This window comes from Stenotrophomonas beteli (assembly GCF_001431665.1).
Taxonomy (GTDB): domain Bacteria; phylum Pseudomonadota; class Gammaproteobacteria; order Xanthomonadales; family Xanthomonadaceae; genus Stenotrophomonas; species Stenotrophomonas beteli.
In genome coordinates this window covers 1-23,753 of record NZ_LLXV01000050.1, presented here as the reverse complement: position 1 = coordinate 23,753, position 23,753 = coordinate 1, and the positions used below count along the sequence as shown (strand labels likewise).

General features: G+C 67.3%; 18 protein-coding genes. 10 read left to right on the top strand and 8 right to left on the bottom strand.

Going from position 1 to position 23,753, the window contains the following annotated elements; genetic code table 11:
* Positions 1-28: 28 nt before the first annotated feature.
* Complete coding sequence (locus tag ARC23_RS13350) at positions 29-358, top strand: lipocalin/fatty acid-binding family protein (RefSeq protein WP_057497657.1); 330 nt, start codon at positions 29-31, stop codon at positions 356-358.
* 126 nt (positions 359-484) lie between these two features.
* On the opposite strand, the gene kbl is transcribed toward ARC23_RS13350, so the two are convergent.
* Positions 485-1,693: a glycine C-acetyltransferase gene (gene kbl, locus ARC23_RS13345; protein ID WP_057497645.1), complete on the bottom strand. Its 1,209-nt coding sequence runs from the start codon at positions 1,691-1,693 to the stop codon at positions 485-487.
* Positions 1,694-1,892: 199 nt separating this feature from the next.
* Here kbl and ARC23_RS13340 point away from each other — a divergent pair, with 199 nt between their 5' ends.
* Positions 1,893-2,585 carry a TorF family putative porin gene (locus ARC23_RS13340; RefSeq protein ID WP_057497644.1) on the top strand — a complete coding sequence of 231 codons (693 nt, stop codon included), beginning with the start codon at positions 1,893-1,895 and terminating at the stop codon, positions 2,583-2,585.
* A gap of 272 nt (positions 2,586-2,857) precedes the next feature.
* Here ARC23_RS13340 and tdh read toward each other — a convergent pair whose 3' ends face one another.
* Positions 2,858-3,880, bottom strand: coding sequence for an L-threonine 3-dehydrogenase (gene tdh, locus ARC23_RS13335; RefSeq protein ID WP_049404249.1), 1,023 nt, complete (start codon positions 3,878-3,880; stop codon positions 2,858-2,860).
* Between the two features lie 432 nt (positions 3,881-4,312).
* On the opposite strand from tdh, the gene ARC23_RS13330 reads away from it, so the two are divergent.
* From ARC23_RS13330 to ARC23_RS13300, 7 genes are all read left to right on the top strand, one after another.
* Positions 4,313-6,478: a S46 family peptidase gene (locus ARC23_RS13330; protein ID WP_057497643.1), complete on the top strand. Its 2,166-nt coding sequence runs from the start codon at positions 4,313-4,315 to the stop codon at positions 6,476-6,478.
* Between the two features lie 218 nt (positions 6,479-6,696).
* A complete protein-coding gene (locus ARC23_RS13325; protein ID WP_057497642.1) occupies positions 6,697-7,341 on the top strand; it encodes a histidine phosphatase family protein in 645 nt (214 codons plus the stop codon).
* Positions 7,342-7,382: 41 nt separating this feature from the next.
* Positions 7,383-8,654 (top strand): bifunctional tetrahydrofolate synthase/dihydrofolate synthase, encoded by a 1,272-nt coding sequence (gene folC, locus ARC23_RS13320; RefSeq protein WP_057497641.1) that lies wholly within the window; start codon positions 7,383-7,385, stop codon positions 8,652-8,654.
* 81 nt (positions 8,655-8,735) lie between these two features.
* On the top strand, positions 8,736-9,761 hold the full coding sequence (locus tag ARC23_RS13315) for an SPOR domain-containing protein (protein WP_057497640.1): 1,026 nt from the start codon (positions 8,736-8,738) through the stop codon (positions 9,759-9,761).
* Positions 9,762-9,804: 43 nt separating this feature from the next.
* Positions 9,805-10,566, top strand: a complete 762-nt coding sequence (locus ARC23_RS13310) for a CvpA family protein (protein ID WP_057497639.1) — start codon at positions 9,805-9,807, stop codon at positions 10,564-10,566.
* A gap of 30 nt (positions 10,567-10,596) precedes the next feature.
* On the top strand, positions 10,597-12,063 hold the full coding sequence (gene purF / locus ARC23_RS13305) for an amidophosphoribosyltransferase (RefSeq protein WP_057497638.1): 1,467 nt from the start codon (positions 10,597-10,599) through the stop codon (positions 12,061-12,063).
* Positions 12,064-12,073: 10 nt separating this feature from the next.
* Complete coding sequence (locus ARC23_RS13300) at positions 12,074-12,898, top strand: ferritin-like domain-containing protein (RefSeq protein WP_057497637.1); 825 nt, start codon at positions 12,074-12,076, stop codon at positions 12,896-12,898.
* A 67-nt stretch (positions 12,899-12,965) separates the two neighbouring features.
* Here the strand turns inward: ARC23_RS13300 and ARC23_RS13295 are convergent, their stop codons facing one another.
* Entirely contained in the window at positions 12,966-14,423 is a 1,458-nt protein-coding gene (locus ARC23_RS13295; protein WP_057497656.1) for a phospholipase effector Tle1 domain-containing protein, read from the bottom strand.
* 226 nt (positions 14,424-14,649) lie between these two features.
* Between ARC23_RS13295 and ARC23_RS13290 the strand changes: the two genes are divergently transcribed.
* Entirely contained in the window at positions 14,650-15,903 is a 1,254-nt protein-coding gene (locus tag ARC23_RS13290; RefSeq protein ID WP_057497636.1) for a M12 family metallo-peptidase, read from the top strand.
* An 89-nt stretch (positions 15,904-15,992) separates the two neighbouring features.
* On the opposite strand, the gene lpxH is transcribed toward ARC23_RS13290, so the two are convergent.
* The 5 genes from lpxH to ppx all read right to left on the bottom strand — a co-directional run bounded on the left by lpxH (position 15,993) and on the right by ppx (position 23,455).
* On the bottom strand, positions 15,993-16,739 hold the full coding sequence (lpxH, locus tag ARC23_RS13285) for a UDP-2,3-diacylglucosamine diphosphatase (protein WP_057497635.1): 747 nt from the start codon (positions 16,737-16,739) through the stop codon (positions 15,993-15,995).
* 96 nt (positions 16,740-16,835) lie between these two features.
* Positions 16,836-17,375: a phosphatase PAP2 family protein gene (locus ARC23_RS13280; protein ID WP_057497634.1), complete on the bottom strand. Its 540-nt coding sequence runs from the start codon at positions 17,373-17,375 to the stop codon at positions 16,836-16,838.
* Positions 17,356-18,501 (bottom strand): glycosyltransferase family 4 protein, encoded by a 1,146-nt coding sequence (locus ARC23_RS13275; RefSeq protein ID WP_057497633.1) that lies wholly within the window; start codon positions 18,499-18,501, stop codon positions 17,356-17,358. The genes ARC23_RS13280 and ARC23_RS13275 overlap by 20 nt, the downstream gene beginning before the upstream one ends.
* A gap of 170 nt (positions 18,502-18,671) precedes the next feature.
* Positions 18,672-21,611 carry a TonB-dependent receptor domain-containing protein gene (locus ARC23_RS13270; protein WP_057497632.1) on the bottom strand — a complete coding sequence of 980 codons (2,940 nt, stop codon included), beginning with the start codon at positions 21,609-21,611 and terminating at the stop codon, positions 18,672-18,674.
* Positions 21,612-21,928: 317 nt separating this feature from the next.
* Positions 21,929-23,455, bottom strand: coding sequence for an exopolyphosphatase (gene ppx / locus ARC23_RS13265; RefSeq protein WP_057497631.1), 1,527 nt, complete (start codon positions 23,453-23,455; stop codon positions 21,929-21,931).
* Positions 23,456-23,753: the final 298 nt, after the last annotated feature.

The window sequence follows — 23,753 nt, the reverse complement described above, 5'->3', positions numbered from 1 at the left end:
TTTCGATCTACTTGAACGGAGCATGCCCATGTACCTGACCCTCAACCGAACCCTGCGCTGCGCCGGCCTGCTGGTGCCGATCGCATTGCTGGCCGCCTGTGGCGGCCACAAGAAGGTGGCCAAGGCGGAAGCGCCGGCCGAGGCCCCGGTGGTGGAAGTGAAAACACCGGAGCTGGATGGTCGCGGCAGTTACCGCTTCATGATGAGCAACGGCGACCAGAAGATGACCGCCGACCAGTTCGACGCCTGGATGAAGGCCAACGGCATCCGCGTGGCCAAGGGCAACGCAGAGGCTGCGGCCAAGCCGGTGGTGGTGGCCAGCAAGGACGAGCCGAAGGGCAAGAAGAAAAAGAAGTGACGCCGGGAAGGTGCGGGCCTTGGTCGGCACGCCCTCACGCCCGGTAGGTGCCGACCTTGGTCGGCACGCCTTGACCGGTGGGGTCAGAGCCCTCTCCGCAGGAAAGGGATCCGACCCCGGTCGTGATCAGCCCTTGATCACGCCCAGCTCGACACCGATGCGGGTGAACGCATCGATCGCGCGATCCAGATGCTCGCGGCTGTGCGCTGCGCTGATCTGGGTGCGGATGCGCGCCTGGCCCTTGGGCACCACCGGGAAGAAGAAGCCGATCGCATAGATGCCTTCTTCCAGCAGGCGCTCGGCGAACTTCTGCGCCAGCGGGGCGTCGTACAGCATCACCGGGCTGATCGGATGCACGCCCGGCTTCACGTCGAAACCGGCTGCGGTCATCTTCTCGCGGAAGTAGGCGGTGTTCGCGGCCAGGGTGCTGCGCAGGTCATCGGCCGCGGCCAGCATCTCGAACGCCTTGATGCCGGCGGCGACCACGTGCGGCGGCAGCGAGTTGGAGAACAGGTACGGGCGCGAGCGCTGGCGCAGCAGTTCGATCACCTCGGCGCTGGCGCAGGTGAAACCGCCCAGCGCGCCGCCCATGGCCTTGCCCAGGGTGCCGGTGATGATGTCGATCTTCTCCAGCACGCCCTTGACCTCGGCCGAACCGCGGCCGGTGGCGCCGAGGAAGCCGGTGGCATGGCACTCATCGATATGCACCAGCGCGTTGTACTTCTTCGCCAGCGCGGTGATCTCGTCCAGCGGGGCAATGAAGCCGTCCATCGAGAACACGCCGTCGGTGGTGATCAGCTTGGTCTTGCAGCCGGCGGCATCGGCGGCCTGCAGCTGCGCCTCCAGGTCGGCCATGTCGCAGTTGGCGTAGCGGAAGCGCTTGGCCTTGCACAGGCGCACGCCGTCGATGATCGAGGCGTGGTTCAGTGCGTCGGAAATGATCGCGTCGTTCTCGCCGAGCAGCGGCTCGAACAGGCCGCCGTTGGCATCGAAGCAGGCCGCATACAGGATGGTGTCCTGCTTGCCGAAGAAATCGGCGATCTGCTTTTCCAGCTGCTTGTGCAGGTCCTGGGTGCCGCAGATGAAGCGCACCGAGGCCATGCCGAAGCCGTGGCTGTCCAGCGCATCCTTGGCCGCCTGGATCAGGTCCGGGTGGTCGGCCAGGCCCAGGTAGTTGTTGGCGCAGAAGTTGAGCACCGTGCGGCCATCGTCGAGGGTGATCTCGGCGGACTGCGGGCTGGTGATGATCCGCTCGGACTTGAACAGGCCCTGGGCGCGGATGGCGTCCAGTTCTTCTGCATAGTGGCGGGTCAGGGCGGAGGAGGCGTCGGTCATGGCGTGGGCACGGCTCAGCACGGGAAACCGCTGATTCTACCGGGCATCGGTGACCCCGGACCGGGTGACCGGCGGCCCCGCCATGGCCGGCACATGTTGCATCGCAATAGCAAACGGGTTAAAAATTCGTGAACCGGCCCTGTCTGGCTCCGGTTACCGCATCTGCCTTCCACGCCACCGCCCCCCACCGGAGACGCCCATGAAGCACGCCCGTGCCTGCCTCGCCATTGCCGCCGCCCTGACCCTTGCGCCGTTCGCGGCCAGTGCCCAGGACAACGAATCGCCGTACAGCTGGAACGTCACCGCCGTGTCGGACTACCTGTTCCGTGGTGTGTCGCAGACTGACGAGAAGCCGACCCTGCAGGCGGGCTTCACCTACACCTCGCCGGTCGGCCTGTATGCCGGTGTCTGGGGTTCGGGCGTGGACTTCGGGCCTGGCGACCCGAGCACCGAGATCGACTACCAGATCGGTTACGGCGTGGATGTCACCCCGCGCGTCAACTTCGACGTGCTGCTGAACCGCTACACCTACCTCGGTGCCAGCGACCTGAACTACAACGAGCTGATCACCACCACCACGCTGGATGAGACCTACAAGCTGACGGTGGCCTACACCAACGACCAGTGGAACAGCGGCACCGACGGCTGGTACTACGGCGTTGGTGGCGAGTGGGGCCTGCCGCAGGACTTCACGCTCAATGCCAACGTCGGCCGCAGCAGCTTCGAGAAGGGCCTGGCCAAGGACTACACCGACTGGAACGTCGGCGTCAGCCGCCAGTTCGGCCTGTTCAACGTCGGCCTGGGCTACTACGGGACCGACGGCAATGGACGCGACAACTCCGGCAAGCTGGCCCACAGCCGCGTGCTGCTGACCGTGGCCGTAGGCAACTAACGCCGCAGGCGTCACCGGTAGCGCCGGCCGCTGACCGGCAACACCCAAGAAAGGCGCCCATCGGGCGCCTTTCTCGATTCCGCAGCGTCCCTGGTCCCGACTGGTGGCGAGCCCCCTTGATGTTCACGGGGGCGTGCCGCAGGGAATCGCAGGAGCGATTCCCAACGTCGCGAAGCGACGGCCCGCAGGGTGCCCGCCATGGAGGCGGGCATAGCGGCGCGGGGACAAGGAAACATGCGCGGACTGATTCAACGTGCCGAAGGCACGATGGATCAGTTCCAGCTCAGTACCACCTTGCCGGCCTTGCCTTCTTCCATCAGGTCGAAGCCCTTCTGGAAGTCGTCGATCGGCAGCTGGTGGGTCATCACCTTGCCGAGCGGGAAACCGGACAGCACCAGCTGGGTCATCTTGTACCAGGTCTCGTACATCTTGCGGCCGTAGATGCCCTGCACGGTCAGGCCCTTGAAGATGATCTTGTCCCAGTCGCAGCCGGCGCCCTTGGGCATGATGCCGAGCATGGCGATCTTGCCGCCGTGGTACATGCAGTCGAGCATGTCGTTGAACGCGCGCGGGTTGCCGCTCATTTCCAGGCCCACGTCGAAGCCTTCCATGTGCAGTTCCTTCATCACGTCCTTAAGCGACTGGTTGGCGACGTTGACCACGCGGGTGGCGCCCATGTCGGCGGCCAGCTTCAGGCGGAAGTCGTTGACGTCGGTCACCACCACGTTGCGTGCACCGATGTGCTTGCAGATGCCCGCAGCGATGATGCCGATCGGGCCGGCGCCGGTGATCAGCACGTCTTCGCCGATCACATCGAACTCCAGCGCGCAGTGCGCGGCGTTGCCGTACGGATCGAAGAAGGCGGCCAGTTCCGACGGAATCTGGTCGGGGATCGGCCACAGGTTGCTGGCCGGCATCACCATGTACTCGGCGAACGCGCCGTTGACGTTGACGCCGATGCCGACGGTGTTCGGGCACAGGTGCGGGCGGCCGCCACGGCAGTTGCGGCAGTGGCCGCAGACGATGTGGCCTTCGGCCGAGACACGCTGGCCGATCTCGTAGCCGGTCACCGCCGAGCCGAGCGCGGCGATGCGGCCGACGAACTCGTGGCCGATGGTCAGGCCCGGCTTGATGGTGCGCTGGCTCCACTCATCCCACAGGTAGATATGCAGGTCGGTGCCGCAGATCGCGGTCTTCTCCAGCTTGATCAGGACCTCGTTGGGACCCGGGGTCGGCACCGGAACTTCTTCCAGCCAGATGCCCTTGGCCGCTTCGCGCTTGACCAGGGCCTTCATCGTTTGCTGCGCCATCGGGGTGGAACTCATCAGGGGGAAAGCGCGGATTATAGGGTGCCGGGCGGATTTCCCATGTTGCGCTGCGGGTGCTTTGGCGGAACGAAAGGCGTGTGCCGGCGGGCGTTTCGAACGTGCTGCAAACAGCAGCGCCGCTACGCTCGCCGGGCATGGCTCGGCGCTACCGTCCGAGGCCAGGGGATTGTGGGGAGGCGAGAGGCCAGGCCGATGCAGGACCGTGAGCGCCATGGATGGCGCGACCGAGCCCCCATGGATGGGTTTACGGCGTGTCCTGCATCGGCCTGGCCTCTCGCCTCTGACCGATCGCAATGGAAACGCTGAACGGTGGAAGCACCTGATTGCATGACTTCCGGGGTTCGGGCCGGGGCAGGGCGGCGGGCTACAATCGAGGGTTCCACTACCAGGGGCTGCTCCATGCGCTCGAACCTGCTTGCATTCTCCATCGTCGCCAGCCTCGGGCTGGCCCAGGTCGCCCATGCCGCTGAAGGCATGTGGGTGCCGCAGCAGCTGCCGGAAATCGCCGGCCCGCTGCAGAAGGCCGGCCTGAAGCTGTCCCCGGAGCAGCTGTCCAACCTGACCGGCGACCCGATGGGCGCGGTGGTCGCCCTCGGCGGCTGCACCGCCAGCTTCGTCTCGCCGCAGGGCCTGGTGGTCACCAACCACCACTGCGCCTATGGCGCCATCCAGCTGAACTCGACCGCCGAGAAGAACCTGATCAAGGACGGCTTCAACGCGCCGACCCTGAAGGACGAACTGAGCGCCGGCCCGAATGCCCGCGTGTTCGTGCTCGACCAGATCACCGATGTCACCGCGCAGGCCAAGGCCGCGATTGCTGCGGCCGGCAACGACCCGCTGGCCCGCAGCCGCGCGCTGGACGCCTTCGACAAGGCCCAGGTTGCTGCCTGTGAAGCCGAGGACGGCTTCCGCTGCCGCCTGTACACGTTCTCCGGCGGCAACACCTACCGCCTGTTCCGCAACATGGAAATCAAGGACGTGCGCCTGGTCTACGCGCCTCCGGGCAGCGTCGGCAAGTACGGCGGTGACGTCGACAACTGGATGTGGCCGCGCCACACCGGCGACTTCTCGTTCTACCGCGCCTACGTCGGCAAGGATGGCAAGCCGGCCGCGTTCTCGGCCGACAACGTGCCGTACCAGCCCAAGCACTTCCTGACGTTCACCGACCAGCCGCTGGGCGCCGGTGACTTCGTGATGGTGGCCGGCTACCCGGGCCGCACCAACCGCTACGCCCTGGCCGGCGAGTTCAACGAAACCGCCAACTGGACCTACCCGACCATCGCCAAGCACTACAACGCGGTGCTGAAGATGATCGACGAGGCCGGCAAGGCCGACGCCGACGTCAAGGTGAAGTACGCCGCCACCGCCGCCAGCATGAACAACGTGGCCAAGAACTACCTGGGCCAGCTGGAAGGCTTCAAGCGCATCGATGCCGCTGGCCAGAAGCAGGCCGAAGAAGCGGCCGTGCTGGCCTGGCTGAAGAAGCAGGGCGCCGCCGGCAAGCCGGCACTGGCCGCGCACGCGCAGCTGGTCAAGCACCTGGACACCAGCAAGGCCACCCGCGAGCGTGACCTGTTCGTTGGCCAGTTCAACAACACCTCGGCCGTTGGCGCAGCGATCACCCTGTACCGCCTGTCGATCGAGCGCGCCAAGCCGGACGCCGATCGCGAAGTCGGCTACCAGCAACGCGACCTGCCGACCCTGGAAGGCGGCCTGAAGCAGATGGATCGCCGTTACGTGGCGAAGATGGACCAGCAGCTGCAGACCTACTGGCTGGACCAGTACGTCGCCCTGCCGGCCGCGCAGCGCAATAACGACGTGCTGAACACCTGGCTGGGCGGCAGCGATGCCAGCGCGGTCAAGGCACTGGTGACCAAGCTGTCGGGCACCGAGCTGGGCAGCCTGGACGCGCGCCTGAAGTGGTTCAAGGCCGACCGCGCTGCGTTCGAGGCCAGCAGCGATCCGGCCATCCAGTACGCGGTGGCGGTCATGCCGTCGCTGCTGAAGCAGGAAGAGCAGAAGAAGATCCGCGAAGGCGAATCGCTGACCGCCCGCCCGCTGTACCTGCAGGCGCTGGCCGACTACAAGAAGAGCCAGGGCGAGTTCGTCTACCCGGACGCCAACCTGTCGCTGCGCATCACCTTCGGCAACGTGATGGGCTATGAGCCCAAGGACGGCGTGGCCTACACCCCGTTCACCACGCTGGAAGGCATCGTCGCCAAGGACACCGGCGTGGATCCGTTCGATGCCCCCAAGGCCCTGCTCGATGCGGTCAAGGCCAAGCGCTACGGCGGCCTGGAAGACAAGCGCGTCGGTTCGGTGCCGGTGAACTTCCTGTCCAACCTGGACATCACCGGTGGCAACTCCGGTTCGCCGGTGCTGGACGCCAACGGCAAGCTGGTCGGCCTTGCCTTCGATGGCAACTGGGAATCGGTCAGCTCCAACTGGGTATTCGACCCGGTGATGACCCGCATGATTGCCGTCGACAGCCGCTACATGCAGTGGATCATGCAGGAAGTGGCGCCGGCGCCGCAGCTGCTGAAGGAACTGAACCTGGCGAAATAAGATCCGCCGTCCCTGCGCGAGCGGGGACCGCCGGTTGTAGCGCCGAGCCATGCTCGGCGGGAATGGCCAGGAGACACCGAAACCCCGCGACCCACGTCGCGGGGTTTTTTCATGCCCGGCCCGGCCGGGGGGCGTCGAACAGGTATCATCCGTGTTCCGCGTACTTCACAGGATGTGAACGAAACGCGGAGCCTCCTCCCCCAGGACCCCTTGCACGCATGCGCATCCTGCTTGCCCGCCACGGCGAAACGCCGTGGAACGCCGAAGGCCGCTACCAGGGCCAGATCGATATTCCGCTTTCGCCGATCGGTGAAGCCCAGGCCCAGGCACTGGGTGCCCGCCTGGCCTCGGTCGACATCACCCGTGCCGTCGCCTCTCCGCTGTCGCGCGCGCAGCGCACCGCGCAGCTGGCGCTGGGCGCCGCCCGTGCCGACATGCTGCTGACCGAGCCGGAACTGCAGGAAATCGCCCACGGCGAATGGGAAGGGCTGCTGGCCAGCGAGATCCACGAGAAGGATCCGTCGCGCCTGCAGGCTTGGCGCGAGGAGCCGGATACGGTGCTGATGCCGGGTGGTGAATCGCTGCGACTGGTACTGGAACGCAGCTGGCGTGGCCTGGCCCGTGCCGCCGAAGGCCTCGGCGAGCATGACACCCTGCTGGTGGTCGCCCATGACGCGGTCAACCGCGTGATCCTGTGCAAGGTGCTGGGCCTGCCGATTTCCCGCCTGTGGACCTTCCGCCAGGCGCCGACCACGCTCAACCTGCTCGAAGGCGCCGACCTGGACAGCCTGGAAGTGGTGCGCCTGAACGACTGCGCCCACCACACGCCGTTCTTCGGCGAAGCCAAGCACCGCGCTCTCTGATCCATCCCCTCGCATCAACTGCTTCTGCTGGAACCGCTGCCGTGACGAACACCCCGACCACCCTGGCCGACTGGCTGGACTACATTGAACGCCAGCACCCGGCGAGCATCGACATGGGCCTGGAGCGGGTACGCGCCGTGGCCGCGGTGATGGGCCTGGGCGCGCCGGCCAAGCGCACCATCGTGGTCGGCGGCACCAACGGCAAGGGCTCCACGGTGGCCTTCATCGAGGCCATCGCGCGCGCCGCCGGCTGGAAGGTCGGCGCGTACACTTCGCCGCACCTGCTGCGCTACAACGAGCGCGTGCGCATCGACGGCCAGGACGTGGACGATGCGGCGCTGGTGGCCGCGTTCAACACCATCGAAGCGGCCCGCGGTGACACCACGCTGACCTATTTCGAGTACGGCACGCTGGCGGCACTGCAGCTGTTCGCCGACGCCGGGCTGGACCTGGCGGTGCTGGAGGTGGGGCTCGGTGGCCGCCTGGACGCGGTGAACATCGTCGACGCCGACGTCTCGGTGATCACCACCGTGGACATCGACCATGCCGAGTGGCTGGGCGAAGACCGCGAGGCGATCGGTGCCGAGAAGGCCGGCATCATCCGTGGGTGGAAGCCGGTGGTCCTCGGCGAGACCGATCCGCCCTCCAGCGTGCTGGCGCGCGCCTACCTGCTGGGGGCCAACGCGATCCGCGGCGGCAGCGACTATTTCTACGAGCCGATCGATGCCCAGCGCTGGCGCTGGCGCGACGTTGGCCTGCGGATGGAGCTGCCGACCCCGGCGATGGCCGGCCCGATCCAGCTGGCCAACGCCGGTGCTGCCGTGGCCGCGCTGCGCGCGCTGGACAAGCCGGTGCCGCGTGCCGCGTGGGCGGCCGGTATCGCGGCGGCGCGCATCCCTGGACGCCTGCAGGCATTCGAGCGTGAGGGCGTGCAGATCCGCGTCGATGTCGGTCACAACCCGCAGGCCGCAGGCCAGCTGGCGCGTGCGCTGAAGGCCGAGGTGTCCAGCGGCCGCACGCTGGCGGTGTACGCCGCGCTGCAGGACAAGGACGCGGTGGGCGTGGTGCAGGCGCTGCAGGACGTGGTGGGCGAGTGGACCCTGGCCGGCCTGGACGGCCCTCGCGGGCAGAGTGCGGCCCAGCTGCAGGCCCGCCTGGCCGATACCGCAGCCGCCACTGCGACGCTGGCCGGCACTGTCGAGCAGGCGCTGGCGCAAGTGCTGGCGAAGGCCGGGCGAGGCGACCGGGTGCTGGTGTTCGGTTCCTTCCATACCGCCGCCGCTGCACTGCAATGGCTGCAGGATCCGGCCTGATCCGCGTTCAGCCAACACCGACGCCGTCTGGTCCGGCACCCGTATAATCGACCGCAACCTCCGGACAGTTGCCTGCCTCACGTGGATACGCCTCTGAAACAGCGTCTGATTGGTGCCATCGTGCTGGTGGCACTGGCCGTGATCTTCCTGCCGATGCTGGTCAAGGGACCGGCCCCGGACAGCGGTGTCGCCAACGTGCCGATCGCCGCGCCGGACGCACCGGCCGACGGCCAGTTCGAAACCCGTGAGCTGCCGCTGGTCGCTCCGGCTGGTGGCGCCACCGGCCTGCAGAGCGGCCAGGCCAAGCCAGTGGCAGATGCTGCCGCGCCGGCCGCGCCGCCCACGGTGGATACCTCCCCGGCGGTGGCCGCCGGCAACTATGCAGTCACCTTCGGTGCCTACGGCAGCAAGGCCGACGCCGACGCGGTGATCGCCCACCTGCAGCGCTCGCAGCTGCCGGGCTTCAGTGAAACCACCACGCTCAATGGCCGCCAGGCCTGGCGCGTGCGCGTCGGGCCGTATGCCGACCGCGCGCAGGCCGAAGCAGGCCGGCTGCAGGCGGTGAAGATCCGTTCCGACGTGAAGGCCGAAGTCATCACGCTGGACGCGGCCGCAGGCAGCACGGTCGTTGCGACCCCGGCGCCGGCCGCACCGAGCGCCAGCACCCCTGCCGCCGCCACCGCACCGTCGGCCAATGGCAACCCGGTGCGCAGCGAAACCCTGCCGCCGAGCACGCCGACCGCCACCACCGCGCCGGCAGCCAAGCCGGAATCGCCCAAGCCGGCACCGAAGCCGGAAGTCTCCAAGCCGGAAGCGACCGCGAGCAAGCCGGCGACCGCGCCGGTCGTGCCGGCCGCGCCGGCTGCGGCGGGCGTCGGCTTTGCCGTGCAGCTGGGCGCCTTCGGCCAGGCCACTGATGCCAACGCCCTGCGGGACAAAGTGCGCGCCGCCGGCTTCAGTGCCTTCGTCGAACAGGTGCGTACCGACAAGGGCACCCTGCATCGGGTCCGTGTCGGGCCGGTGGCCAACCGTGCCGACGCCGAACAGCTGAAGGCGCAGGTCGCCGCCAAGGTCGGCGTGGCCGGCATGGTCCGCCCGCACCCGTGACCGGACGCGCACTCCGCCGCTGTCGAAGGCAGGAGCGGGTCGCGTGATCGACATCGTGCTGGGCGTGCTGATCGGCGCGTCCGCCCTGTTCGGCTTCATCCGTGGGTTCGTCGGTACGGTGGTGGCGCTGGTGTCCTGGCTGCTGGCGGGCTGGGCGGCGTTCACCTTCGGCAACCAGGTCTCCCATTGGTGGGCGGCACCGCAGCCACCGGGCAGCGGTCATTATCTGGCCGGCTACCTTGGGGTGTTCGTAGCCACCGTCGTGCTGGTGGGCCTGGTGGGCCTGCTGCTGAAGGCGGTGATCAAGCTGACCCTGCTCGGCGGCGTCGATCGTCTGCTGGGCGGGGCGCTGGGCGCGGTCCGCGGCGCGTTCTTCGCCTGTGTCCTGCTGTTGCTGGCCGGCTTCACCGCGCTGCCGGGCGAGCCGGCGTGGCAGCAGTCGCAGCTGCGCCCGGTGCTGCAACCGGCGGTGGCGTGGATGCAGGCGCAACTGCCACAGCTGGACCAGGTATTGCCGCAGGCGTTGCCGTTGCAGGCCCTGCTGCCGGAGCGGCTGCCCTTGCCTCTGGCCGAGGACGCCCCATCTTCGCAGCAGGTGTTGGGCAAGCCGACGGTGACAGGCGATAATGGCGTTCTCAACCAGGTAGTGGCGGGCGGCGGATGGCCGCAGCCCGTGGACGTGGAGCCGGAGCCCAGGCGGGCCCCCGCACTGCCCAGCAACATCGAGCCGGTGCCCGCGCGCCCGGCCCGTCCCGCGCCTGATGCGGGCGGGATCCCCGGCCAGGCACGGCCATCTTCCTTGTAACTGGGCACAGCCCAGCGGAGACCTCGCACCATGTGTGGCATCGTCGGAATCGTCGGCAACCAGAACGTCGCCGGGCAGTTGTATGACGGCTTGACCGTCCTCCAGCACCGTGGCCAGGATGCGGCAGGCATCGCCACCGCCAACGGCAGTCGCCTGCGGGTGCAGAAGGCCACCGGGCTGGTCCGCGATGTATTCGATGCCCGCACCATGTCCACCCTGGAAGGTAGCGTCGGCATCGCCCACGTGCGTTATCCGACCGCCGGTTCGGAAGGCATGGACGAGGCGCAGCCGTTCTACGTCAATTCGCCCTACGGCATCGCGCTGGCGCACAACGGCAACCTGATCAACACCGAGGCGCTGCGCCAGCAGGTGTTCGAACAGGACCGCCGCAACGTCAACACCGATTCGGACAGCGAAGTGCTGCTGAACGTGTTCGCCTACGAGCTGGAGCAGCAGCGCCAGCTCAGCCCGGAAGCGGCGATCCGTGCGGTGGCGGGCGTGCACCGTCGCTGCAAGGGCGGCTATGCGGTGGTCAGCGTGGTGCTGGGCCTGGGCCTGGTGGCCTTCCGCGATCCGCACGGCATCCGGCCGCTGGTGCTGGGCAAGCGCAGCCATGCCGAAGGTGATGAGTACATCGTCGCCTCCGAGTCGGCCGCGCTGGACGTGCTGGGCTTCCAGCGCGTGCGGGACGTGCAGCCGGGCGAAGCGCTGGTGATCACCGCGCGCGGCGAGCTGTTCTCGGAAATCTGCGCCGAACCGGCCGAGCACACCCCGTGCATCTTCGAGTACGTGTACTTCGCACGCCCGGACTCGATGATCGACAACGTCTCGGTGCACAAGGCGCGCATGCGCATGGGCATCAAGCTGGGCGAGAAGATCCTGCGCCTGCGCCCGGACCACGACATCGACACCATCATCCCGATCCCGGATACCTCGCGCGATGCCGCGCTGGAGATCTCCAACGTGCTCGGGGTGAAGTACCGCGAAGGCTTCATCAAGAACCGCTACATCGGCCGCACCTTCATCATGCCGGGGCAGGGCGAGCGCGTGAAGTCGGTGCGTCGCAAGCTCAACCCGATCCACCTGGAGTTCCGCAACCGCGTGGTGCTGCTGGTGGACGATTCGATCGTGCGCGGCACCACCAGCCAGCAGATCGTGCAGATGGCCCGCGATGCCGGCGCGCGTAAGGTCTACCTGGCCAGTGCCGCGCCGCCGGTGCGGTTCCCGAACATCTACGGCATCGACATGCCGGCCGCCGAAGAGCTGGTCGCGCACAACCGCAGCGTGGAAGAGATCGAAGCCCATCTCGGCTGCGACTGGCTGATCTACCAGGACATCGAGGACATGGAAGCGGCAGTGAGCGAAGGCAACCCGGCGCTGCGCAGCTTCGATTCGTCCTGCTTCAACGGCCATTACCCGACGGGCATCGAGCCGGGCTACTTCGAGCGCATCCAGCAGCTGCGTTCGGACGACGCCAAGCACAAGCGCCGCGCCTGAGACCGAGGGCGTGCTGGATGTAGCCGACGTGGGAGGCGATCTGCTGCGCGCTGCGCAGCAGTGCCTGGCCGAAGCCGATCCGCTGCGCAAGGTGGCGCTGACCCAGGCCCATGCGGCCGCGTTCCGTGCAGGTCGCCTGAAGGTGGTCACCGATGCGCCGGCGCCGGAGCCGATCCGCATGCCGGGCCGGCCGCCGCAGCTGGTGCTGGTGCATCCGCGCGAAGTGCCACGACGCGGCCTGGGCGGCGTGGAGGGACGCGCCGCCTTCATCCACGCCATTGCCCACATCGAGCTCAACGCCATCGATCTGGCCTGGGATGCGGTATATCGCTTCCGCGGCCTGCCGTCGGCGTTCCATGCCGACTGGGTCAGCTGCGCCGATGACGAATCGCGGCACTTCATGCTGCTGCGCGAACGGTTGCTGGCCCATGGCCATGACTACGCCGATTTTCCCGCGCACAACGGCCTGTGGGAGATGTGCGAGAAGACTGCCCACGATGGTCTGGCGCGCATGGCGCTGGTGCCGCGTGTGCTGGAAGCGCGTGGCCTGGACGTGACCCCGGGCATGATCGACAAGCTGCGCAATGTGGGCGACGGCGAAACCGCCGCGGTGCTGGAAGTGATCCTGCGCGAGGAAGTGGCCCATGTCGCCGCCGGTTCGCGCTGGTACCGCTGGTACTGCGACCGCGCCGGCGTCGAGCCGCGCGCACGCTTCAAGGAGTTGCTGGTGGAGTACGCCGGTGGCTACCTGCACGGGCCGTTCAACATCGAAGCCCGCCTGTTGGCCGGCTTCGACGCCGACGAACTGGCCAACCTGGTCGAGCAGGCCGGTTGAAGAAAAGGGGACGGAGGGGATCAAGTCGTTTGTGCCACAAACGACTTGATCCCCTCCGTCCCCTTTTTCATGCGTTGGGCAGCACCACGCGCTTGCCATCCACGGTGGGCCGGTTGATGTAGAACAGGCCGGGGCCGGGCCGATACGGCAGTTCGCTGACCCCGGCGTCGGCGGCGTAGGTCAGCGCGGTGTCTCCCAGCGCATCGAAATTCCAGTGCGCCGACTGCATCAGGTAACGCCGGCGCAGCAGCGCTTCCTGCGGCTGGGTGAGCGCCTGCCCAGCCACCAGGCGACGCGCGATCGGCTGCAGGGCCGAGGGCAATGCCCACTCGGCAACGTCCGCGGCATGGGCACGCCACTTCACGCCGGCGTCGATGGCATGCTGCTGCATCACCTGCAGTGCGATCAGCTGGTAGCGCCAGTCGATGCGCCGGCGCAGCACCACCGCCGCGGTGACATACAGCGTCGGCGACAGCAGCACGCTGCGGCTGCCGGCACGGCGCTGCTGCTGCCACTGGTGCCAGACGTCCACCCAGACCTCGTTCGCGCCCACACCCAGCTGTTGCCGCCAGCGCTCGGCATCGGCCTGTGCTTCGGCATAGGCCGTAGTGGCCTGCAACACCGCCAGCGGTGGTGTCTGGTAATCGGCCACGGCAGGACGGCGCAGCTGCTGGCGCCGAGGCCGGCTCAGCAGCTTCGGTCCTTCCTCCACCTGGTTGTAGCCGCCACCGATGTTGGCATGCACACCGGGTAACGCGATCTCGGCAAACGGTGGCGCCACGCGGGTGAGGGGATAGTGCTGGCGATGCTCGTCACGCGCGGTCAACTGCACCACGTGCGCGGCCATGCCATCGCGCAGCCGTACCTGCGGCTGCTCGTCGGCGCGCCCGCTGTTGACCGCTACCACCGTGTCGAACAGCCCGATGAAGCGCACCACCGGTGTGGCCGGCGCGAAGTCATCCGTGCAGGCCAGGCCCGCGGCCTGCAACTGCTGCCGCCAGCGCGCGCTGTCCCAGCCCTGCAGCTGGTTGGCGACGTCACGTGCCGCAGCGGCACCGCGCGAGTAGCCGAACAGGTCCACCTGCACGCGTCGCAGCGGCGCTCGCCAGCGCGTGGAAAGGGCGGTCAGCGCCGCCGGCAACAGCACCTGCAATGCGCGTTGTGCTTTGGCACGCACGCCGCTGGCGCCGATGCCGAACGCCAGTCCGATCAGGTCGTCGTCGGCATCATCGCGGGTTCCCACACCTTCCACGTAGATCGACAGCGAGGGCCAGGCACGGGTTTCGTGGCGGCTGTCCGGATACAGCTGCTGCAATCGCGCGATGTTGGTCAGGCCGTTGTCGTAGCTGCTGGTCAGCCGGCTCTGGTAGGTGGAGTCATCGTCGGCCCGCATCTGCGCGGGCCGCGGCTGCGGTTGCTGCGGGCGACCGCGCGCCAGGTTGTGCGCGTTGTTGCGGGTGCCATCGAAGAACAGGCCAATCCGCAGCAAGTCGACCGCTTCGTCCGTGTCCTGCGATGGTGCCATGTGCATTCCCCGTCGTGGCTGCGTCACGGTAGCGCGAAAGTGGAGTGTTGACGACGTGTAGTGACGCTTTTGACCTGCCTGAACGCAGATGAGGTCGATCACAAATCCTGATTTTCATTCTCATCATCTATTGAATTCACACGACCTGCGCAGGCCAGATGGCCGGACCCGGCAGATCCGGGTCGTGCTGCATCAACGCTGTTCACATCATTCAAGGAGCGACGCAATGTTGTCCAGATCGATTGGTAAAGCGGCAGGTGGCCTGGTGTTGGGATTGTCGGTGGCGGCGGCCGCGCATGCGGCACCGCTGTTCGAGCCGGTGACGGTCATCAGCCGCGCATCGGCAAACAGTGAGCCCGCACTGGGCAAGCTGCTGGCCACCCCGTCCACGGCCACGGTGCAGGAAGTCCGCGTTGATGCGGCGGCCACCGCATCGACGCAGCTGGAATTCGAGCTGCTCGGCCAGCGCGTGCAGGCGGTGCGCAGCAAGGTCGAAGCGCTGCCCGATGGCGGCAGCATCTGGTACGGCCAGTTCCGTTCGCCCTCGGACAGGCTGACCGCCGCCACCTCCAACGGCCAGGATGATCCGGGCAATTCGCTGATCCTGGTGCGCTCGGGCAACACCCTCACCGGTTCGATCCGCAAGGACGGCAAGCTGTACCGGCTGCGCCCTCTGGGCAACCGCCACGTGCTGGTGGAGGTGGACGAATCGCGGATGCCGGCCGACCATCCGGCCGACTACAACCAGTTGCCGAAGATCCCGATGGGCGACAGCGACCGCATCGGCATCGCGCAGGCATCGTCGGGCACCCCGGCCACCATCCGTGTGCTGGTGGTGGCAACCAACGCTGCGGTGGCGGCCTACGGCGGCAACATGCAGTCGCTGGTGCAGCTGGCGGTGGCCGAGTCCAACCAGGGCTACACCAACAGCAACGTTGGCCTCACCCTGCAGCTGGCCGGTTACGAGACCACCAGCTACAGCGAGTCGGGCAGCTTTGATACCGACCTGGCACGGTTCCGCGGCACCAGCGATGGCTACATGGACAGCATCCACACCAGCCGCAACAACACCACCGCCGACGTCGGCGTGCTGCTGATCAACAACAGCGCCTATTGCGGCCTGGCATCGGGCATCGGCTCGACGGCGTCGACCGCGTTCGCGGCGGTGTACTGGGACTGTGCGACCGGGTATTACTCCTTCGCGCACGAGATCGGCCACCTGCAGAGCGCGCGGCATGACATCGCCACCGACCCCAGCACATCGCCCTATGCCTATGGCCATGGCTACCGCTATGAACCGTCCAGCGGCACCGGCTGGCGCACCATCATGGCCTACAACTGCACCCGCAGCTGCCCGCGCCTGAACTACTGGTCGAACCCGAACATCAGCTACAACGGCATCCCGATGGGCAACGCCAGTACCGCCGACAACCAGCGTGTGCTGGTCAACACCAAGCACACGATCGCAGCCTTCCGCTGAGTGTCCAAGCGCCGGCCAAGGTCGGCGTCTACCCGGGCGCATGCACCTGCTCTGGTAGATGCCAACCTTGGTTGGCAGCTTGCGATCCGCTATTCGCGCGCCAGGGTCTCCAGCGACCAGCCGCTGGCATCCACGCGCAGCACCGAGCCCTGTTCGTACCAGTCGCCCAGCACGATGCGGCTGCGCTCGCGGCCGCCGGCCTGCAGCGCATGGATGGCCGGCCGGTGCGTGTGGCCGTGGATCATGGTGTCCACGCCGTGGCGCACGAAGGTGGCCTCGACCTCGGCCGGCGCCACGTCAGTCACGGTCTCGAACTTCGCACGATCGCCCTGCTTCATTTCCGACTGGCGGGCCTGGCTGGCGTCACGTGCCTTCTGTGCGAAGGCGATGCGGGCGGCCAGCGGCTGCGACAGGAACTGTGCCTGGAACGCCGGATCGCGGGTCTGCGCACGGAACTGCTGATAGGGGACGTCATCGGTGCACAGCAGATCGCCGTGCTGCAGCAGCACCGGGCGGCCATACAGCTCGATCACGCACGGGTCGGGCAGGATGCGCAGGCCGGCACGGCGCGCATAGTCCTCGCCGAGCAGGAAGTCGCGGTTGCCACGGATGAAGTAGACCGGCACGCCACTGTCGGACAGCGCCTTCAACGCATCGGCCACCGCATCGGCGGCGGGTGACGGCGTATCGTCGCCGATCCAGGCTTCGAACAGGTCGCCGAGGATGTACAGCGCATCGGCGCCGGGCGCCTGCTCGCGCAGGAAGCGCAGGAACAGGTCGGTGATCTCCGGACGGCTGGGGTCCAGGTGCAGGTCGGAAATGAACAGCGTGGTCATGCCCGCATTCTAGGGCATCAACGATGACGGAAGCGCCGCCGGCAGCGTGGGGACCAGATCCCTTTTCCGAAGCAGAAGCGATCTGATCCCCGGGGGCTACACCGGCAGCGGCAGCCAGGCCAGGCTGGCAGACGCCAACAGTGCGGCGATGCCGGTTGCAGCCAGCACATCGCTGGGGTAATGCAGCCCCAGTACGACGCGCGACAGGGCCACGCCGCAGGTGAACGGCACCAGCAGGGGCGCCAGCCACGGGTAGTAGGCCAGCGCGACGATGGTGAACGACACCGCGTGCAGTGTGTGCCCGGAGGGGAAGCTGAACTCGTCCAGCGGCGCCACCCACGCGCGGATGCGCAGGTCTGCCGCATACGGGCGCGGACGCCGGGTCCAGCGCTTGAGGCCCTTGTACAGCAGCAGCGCAGCCAGTCCCGTGGTGGCCATGTGCACCGACGCGCGCAGGCCGTCGAAGCCATCGATCAGCACCAGCGCACCCATCAGCACATACCAGAACACGCCATCGCCGAGCCGGCTGATCACCGCGAACAGGCGACGTACGCGGCGCCGCCGGCAATAGTGGTTGGCCCGCCGGCACAGGCGCGCTTCGCGGCCTGCCAGCAGTTCAAGCGGCGTGGTGCGCATGGCCGCTCCTCCGCGACTGGGCCAGTTCGGCCAGCAGGGCATCGAACTCGGCCACCACCTGCTGGGGATGCAGCCGCTTCATCGCACGTGCGGCGTTGCTGCCGAGCGCGCGCCGTTGCGCATCGTCGCCGGCCAGTTGCACCGCAGCGTCGATGAACTGCTCGTCGCTGTCCACCGCTGCGCCGTTCTCGCCGGTCCGCAGATATTCGCGCGCGGCACCATAATCGAAGGCCACCGTCGCCACGCCGCTGGCCATGCTCTCCAGGGTCACGTTGCCAAACGTCTCGCTGCGGCTGGGGAACAGGAACAGGTCGCCGCTGGCGAAGTGCCGGGCTAGGGCATCGCCGCGCTGGATGCCACAGAAGATGAAGTCGGGGTTCTCGTGTGCCAGCTTCTCGCGGGCGGGCCCATCGCCTACCCACACGAAGCGCGCCTTCGGCCGGATCTGCTGGAGGCGGCGGAACGCCTTCACCGCAAGGCCAAGGTTCTTTTCGGCGGCAATGCGGCCCACGTAGAGGGCGACCAGGCCGTTGCCATCCACGCCCCATTCCTCGCGCAGGGCCGGATCACGCCGGGCCGGATCGAACTGCTGGCTGTCGACCGCGCGGGCCAGCAGGCGAACCCGCTCGAAGCCCTGCTCGCCGAGGAACTGCTGCAGTTCGCGGGTCGGCACCAGGGTGGCATCGGCCTGGTTGTGGAAGCGCCGCATCCAGCGCATCGCCGCAGCCTGGAGCCAGGCAACACCGTAATCGGGAAGGTATTCGTCGAAGCGCGTGTGGAAGCCGCTGGCGATCGGGATGCCCAGGCGGCGCGCAGTGCGCAGCGCCGACCAGCCCAGCGGGCCTTCGGTGGCAACGTAGACCGCATCCGGGCGTTGCTGCTGCCAGTGGCGCCCGAGCCGGATCGGCGCCGGCAGGCCGAAGCGCAGGCCCGGGTAACGGGGCAGCGCCGCCCCAGGCACCAGCAGGGTGCCCGGCGCCGAATCCAACGCTTCGCTGGCCTGCCGGGGACGTACCAGGTCGATCTCGTGCCCGGCCGCGCGCAGTCCCTGTTCCAGCCCCTGCACGGTGAGGGCAACGCCGTTCACTTCCGGCGGATAGGTCTCGGTGACGATGGCATAGCGCATGGCGGGCCTCCCGGTTTCGGGCATGCTCGGGCCTGGCGATGTAGCCGACATGACCGTTGTGCGACCGCTGGATGACGCTGCTGCCGGCCACCGTATGGTCAGTGCGGGGCAAAAAAAACCACGGCCCCGAAGGGCCGTGGTCGTGGTGCTTCATGTCACAGCGCGATGGATCAGAAGCGCTGCTGGTACTTCATGTAAACGAAGCGACCGATATCGTAGCCGCCGTAGTACGAGAAGGCCGAATTCGGCTTGGTGTACATGATCGGGCCGGTCTTCTCGAACACGTTGTTGGCACCGACCGAGACGGTGGCATCCCACGGCAGCGAGTAACGGAACTGCACGTCGTGGAAGGTGACCGAACCACGCTCGTTGTAGTTGCGTGCGCCCTTGTACCACGGGGCGTACACGCCCGGATCGGAGCACTCGTCCGGATAGGCACGGATGTCCACGCACTGTTCCTTCACGCCGGAGTAGTAGCGCGCGGTCCAGCTGACGCCGAAGTTGCCCAGGTCCCAGCCCAGCACCAGGTTCGAACGGACGCGGAAGTTGCTGCCGATGCCGTTGGAAACGGTCGGCACCACCGTGCTGTCGTTGGTCGAGCGATACACGCTCTTGCTGACATAGGTGGTGGCCCAGCCAGCGTTGAACTTGCCGACGCTGGTTTCCAGGCGGTAGTTCAAGTCCAGGTCGTAGCCTTCGGTTTCCATGAAGCCGGCGTTGCGGCTGCCGAACTGCAGGGTATCGACGATGCCGGCGGTCGGGCCGGTCGACTTGTCACGGGTGAAGCGCTGGCAGCGTGCGTCAATGCCCTGCTCGTAGCAGTCGATCAGGATCTGGGTCGGGCTGTCGGCAACGATGGTGTTGTCGATGCGGATCTTCCACCAGTCCAGCGAGGCGTTGAAGTTCTTGATGAAGCTCGGGCTCCAGACCAGGCCCAGCGTCTTGCTGGTCGAGGTTTCCGGGGTCAGGCTCGGGTTGGAGCCGGACACGAACGGCACCGGCGTCGCGTCCACCGAGGTGGCGACCGGCTGGTTGCCCTGGCGCAGCTGGCGGAAGGTTGCAGCGTTGGCAATGTCACGGGCGCAGCGTGCACGCACTTCGGCGCTGGTGCGCGAAGAGCCGAACTGCACGTCGCAGGGGTCGCTGAACTGGGCGAAGGTCTGCGAGCCACCACCGTACAGATCGCTGATGGTCGGGGCGCGGAAGCCTTCAGCCCAGGTACCACGGACCAGCAGCTGGTCGAACGGCTTCCACTTGAAGCCGAACTTGCTGTTGAGCGTGTTGCCGAAGGTGTCGTAGTCGGAGAAGCGGGTGGCACCGTTGAAGGTCAGTTCCTTCGCGCCCGGCAGATCGGCCAGCACCGGCACGTTGATTTCCAGGTATGCCTCGTTGACCTTGTAGCCGCCACCGGTCGGGCCTGCGGCCAGGTTGGTGGTGGCACCGGTCTGCGCCAGCGGATCCGGGCGGTATTCACCGGTTTCCTTGCGGCTTTCCACACCGAACGCAAAGCCCAGGTCGCCGGCCGGCAGGGTCACGATGGAACCGGCGATGTTGGCGAAGAAGTTCTTGCTGGTGGTCTTGCCGGTGGTGACCTCCGGCGGGAACAGCCAGGCCTGCAGGTCGGCATTGCCATCGATGCCGTTCGGATCGATCGTGCCGTACGGCACCAGCGGGTTCCACGGCTTGCACACGTCGTAGGAGATCGGCGCGGCAGCGGTACCGCACTGGACCTTGCCGGTGGCCGCATTGTAGAACGACGGGCCGACGCCGCCGGCGACGCGGGCCTTGTGCAGGTTGCCGGTCGCGATGGTTTCCAGCTCGTTGCGGTTGTACTGGTAGCCCGCTTCCCAATCGAAGTAGCGGCTGCCGATCTCGAACGAACCGTCGAACGAAGCCACCGCGCGGTAGGTCTTCAGCTCGCTGGTGGTCACGCGCGGCACTTCCCAGGTGCGGCGGTTCCAGGCCACGGCGGTCGGGGTGGCGTAGCCGTGCTGGCGGCCGAACGGGTTGAAGTAGCTGTCGATCGACATCGAGCCCACGCCTGCGGTGCTCGACTGCAGCGGGTAGCCGGCGATCTGGCGCACGGCCTTGCGCTTGTTGTAGCCCAGCTCGGTGCGGAAGTTGACGTTGTCGGTGATCTTGAAGCGGCCGTCGAAGTACACCGAATCACGCTTGAGCGGGAAGTTCAGGTGCATCTGGTCGTTGCTGTTGCTGACGTCGCCGGTGAACCCGGTCGGATCGGTGATGTGGTAGTTGGCCGGGTTGGTCGGATCGGTACCGCGGTTGAGCGAGTAGTTGCAGCCGCTGCTCGAGGTGCAGCCCGGGCGCCCCTTCACGCCGGTGAACTGGCCATACTGGCTGATGGTGGCCCAGTTGGTCAGGTTGTCGGCATGGCGGTCGGTCAGGCCGTAGGCGCTGAAGCCACGGTCCTTGGCCCACACGGCCTTTTCTTCGGCATGCTCGGCCGCGACGGTCAGCGAGATGCGGTCATTGCTCCAGCCCGCGACCACGTCGAAGCGGTCGCGTGCGCCGTCGCCCTGGCTGAACTGGCCGTGGTAGACGTTGGCGGTCACACCGGTGACATTGGAGCGGGTGATGATGTTGACCACGCCGGACATGGCATCGGAACCGTAGATGGCCGACGCGCCATCCTTCAGCACTTCGATGCGCTCCACCGCCGACACCGGAATCGTGGAGATGTCCTGGTAGCCGGAGGTGCTGATGCCCAGGCGCTTGCCGTTGATCAGCACCAGCGTGCGCTGGGTGCCCAGGTTGCGCATGTCGATGTAGGAACCACCCGCGTTCTCACCTGCGGTCAGCGCGTTGGCACGGCTGATCGCCGGGCTGCCCATCGCGGTGACGTTCTGCAGGATGTCGGCGACCGAGCTGAAGCCCTGCTGCTCGATGGCGGTGCGGGTGATCGCGAACACCGGCTGTGCGGTTTCCACGTCCACCTGGCGGATGCGCGAACCGGTGATCTCGATGCGGTCGAGGTTGGTGGGAGTGGCGCTGCTGCCGTCCTGGGCAAACGCGGGCAGGGCGGCCAGCGTTGCGGTGGTAGCCAGGGCGTAGCGGATGGCCTGCCCCAGTGTGGTGGTGCGTGAAGTCATGGCGAGCTCTCTCTCTCAGGTCGTGCAAAGGACGCCAAAGCGGGCGTCGAAGGAAGCCGGCATGGCCAATGACCGAGCCGGTAACCCGATAGTAGTCTCGTTGGTTAATGCTCTGTAAAGAGTTCGTATCCATTTATGTCGTGGAACACCCGGCTTTTTCACGAAACGTGAACAAAAGCAGGCGGTTACGCGGTGTTCACGGAAACGGTGCTGACCTCGCCGTGCTGCGTGGCAGCACAAAAAACCGCCAGACTGCGCAAAGTGGGATGGCGAAGTGCGTCACCTTGTCGCCCCGTGACCTGCACGGGGGCGCGTATTCAGGCAACGAAGGGGCGGAACTGGATGCCGAGCCCGGCCAGGCCATCGTTCTCGCCGATCAGATCGGCGCGCAGCAGCGGGCGGGCATCGATGAACGCCTGCGGCACGATCAGCGACAGCCGGTTGTCGTCAGCGGTCAGCTCTAGTGCCGGCAGCGGATCGTCCTCATGGGCGCGATTGAGCAGCACCGCCAGCCGCAGCAGGGCCGCCAGCCGGCGTGCCGTCAACAGCAGGCGCTCGGGCAGGGCATCGAACGTGGTCTTGGGCACGCTGCGGCGATGGCTGCGCACCAGTGCGGCCAGCATCTGCTGCTCCTGCCGCGAGAAGCCGGCAATGTCCGAGTGCTCCAGCACATAGCTGCCATGCACGTGGTAGCCGCTGTGGGCGATCATCAGGCCCAGCTCATGCAGGCGGGCGGCCCAGCCGAGCATGCGTGCGTCGTCGGCATCCAGGGCCCAGCGCTCCTGCACCTGCTCCAGCAGCGACAGTGCGGTGTCCTGCACGCGGTCGGCCTGTACGGCGTCGATGCCATAGCGCTGGCTGAGCGCAGCCACCGACTCCTCGCGCAGGTCGTTGTCGCCGGCACGGCCGACGATGTCATAGAGAATGCCTTCGCGCATCGCGGCCTTGCTGACCAGCAGCTTCTGCAGCCCCAGCGCCTGGAAAGCAGCTTCCAGCACCAGGATGCCGCCGGCGATGATCGGGCGGCGGTCGTTGGACAGCCCCGGCAACTGGATGTCGTCGATCTTCTTGGCTTTCAGCAGTTCGTCGCGCAGCTGCGGCAGGGCTTCAGCGGTGATCGCGCCCTTGCTCAGCTTCATCGTCGCGCAGATCTCGCTGATCGCCTTGTGCGTGCCCGACGAACCCAGCGCCTCTTGCCAGCCCAGTGCGCGGTACTTGCTGGCGAAGGGCTGGAACTCGCGGCCGATCTCGGCCAGCGCATCCTTCCAGCGCTTGCGGCTGAGCTTGCCGCCAGGGAAGAAGCGGCGGGTGCTGGCGATGCAGCCGGCCTGCAGGCTCTCGCGTTCCAGGGTCTGCATGCCCATGCCGATGATGAATTCGGTCGAGCCACCGCCGATGTCGATCACCAGCCGGCGCTGGCCGGGCTTGGGAGGCTGCGCATGCGCCACGCCGAGGTAGATCAGGCGCGCTTCTTCGCGGCCGCTGACCACTTCGATGGCATGGCCCAGCGCGGTCTCGGCCGGGACCAGGAACGACTGCGGCGAGCGCAGCTGGCGCACGGTGTTGGTGGCCAGCGCACGCACGCGGTGCGGCGGCAGGTTGCGGATGCGCTGGCCGAATCGGGCCAGGCACTCCAGCGCACGCTGCCGGGCCGCGGCGGAGAGCCCGCCCTTGCCGTCCAGGCCGTCGGCCATGCGCACCGTTTCGCGCAGGCGGTCGATCACCCGCAGCTGGCCGAGCGTGTAGCGCGCGATGACCATGTGGAAACTGTTGGAGCCAAGGTCGATGGCGGCCAGCAGGTCGCCATCCTGCAATGCGGGCGGAGTCGTGGTGGTATGCGGCATGGGCGAATGTTAGCCGAAGGGGCGGTGTGCTCGTCACCGCGCGGCCTTCACATTTTGGAAGAGGGGAGTGCGGCAGGGCTGCGCCCTGCACCTGCCGAATCAACGGCAACGGCAACAGCAGGCTATCCGTGGGATGGCGGGGGGGGTCCGGGTGGGGGGGGGGTGACCGCCATGGCGTTCTTGGCCCCTCCCCCCGCACCGGCCCCCCCCCCGCCATCCCACGGATAGCCTGCTGTTGCCGTTGCCGTTGATTCGGCAGGTGCAGGGCGCAGCCCTGCCGCACTCCCCTCTTCCAAAA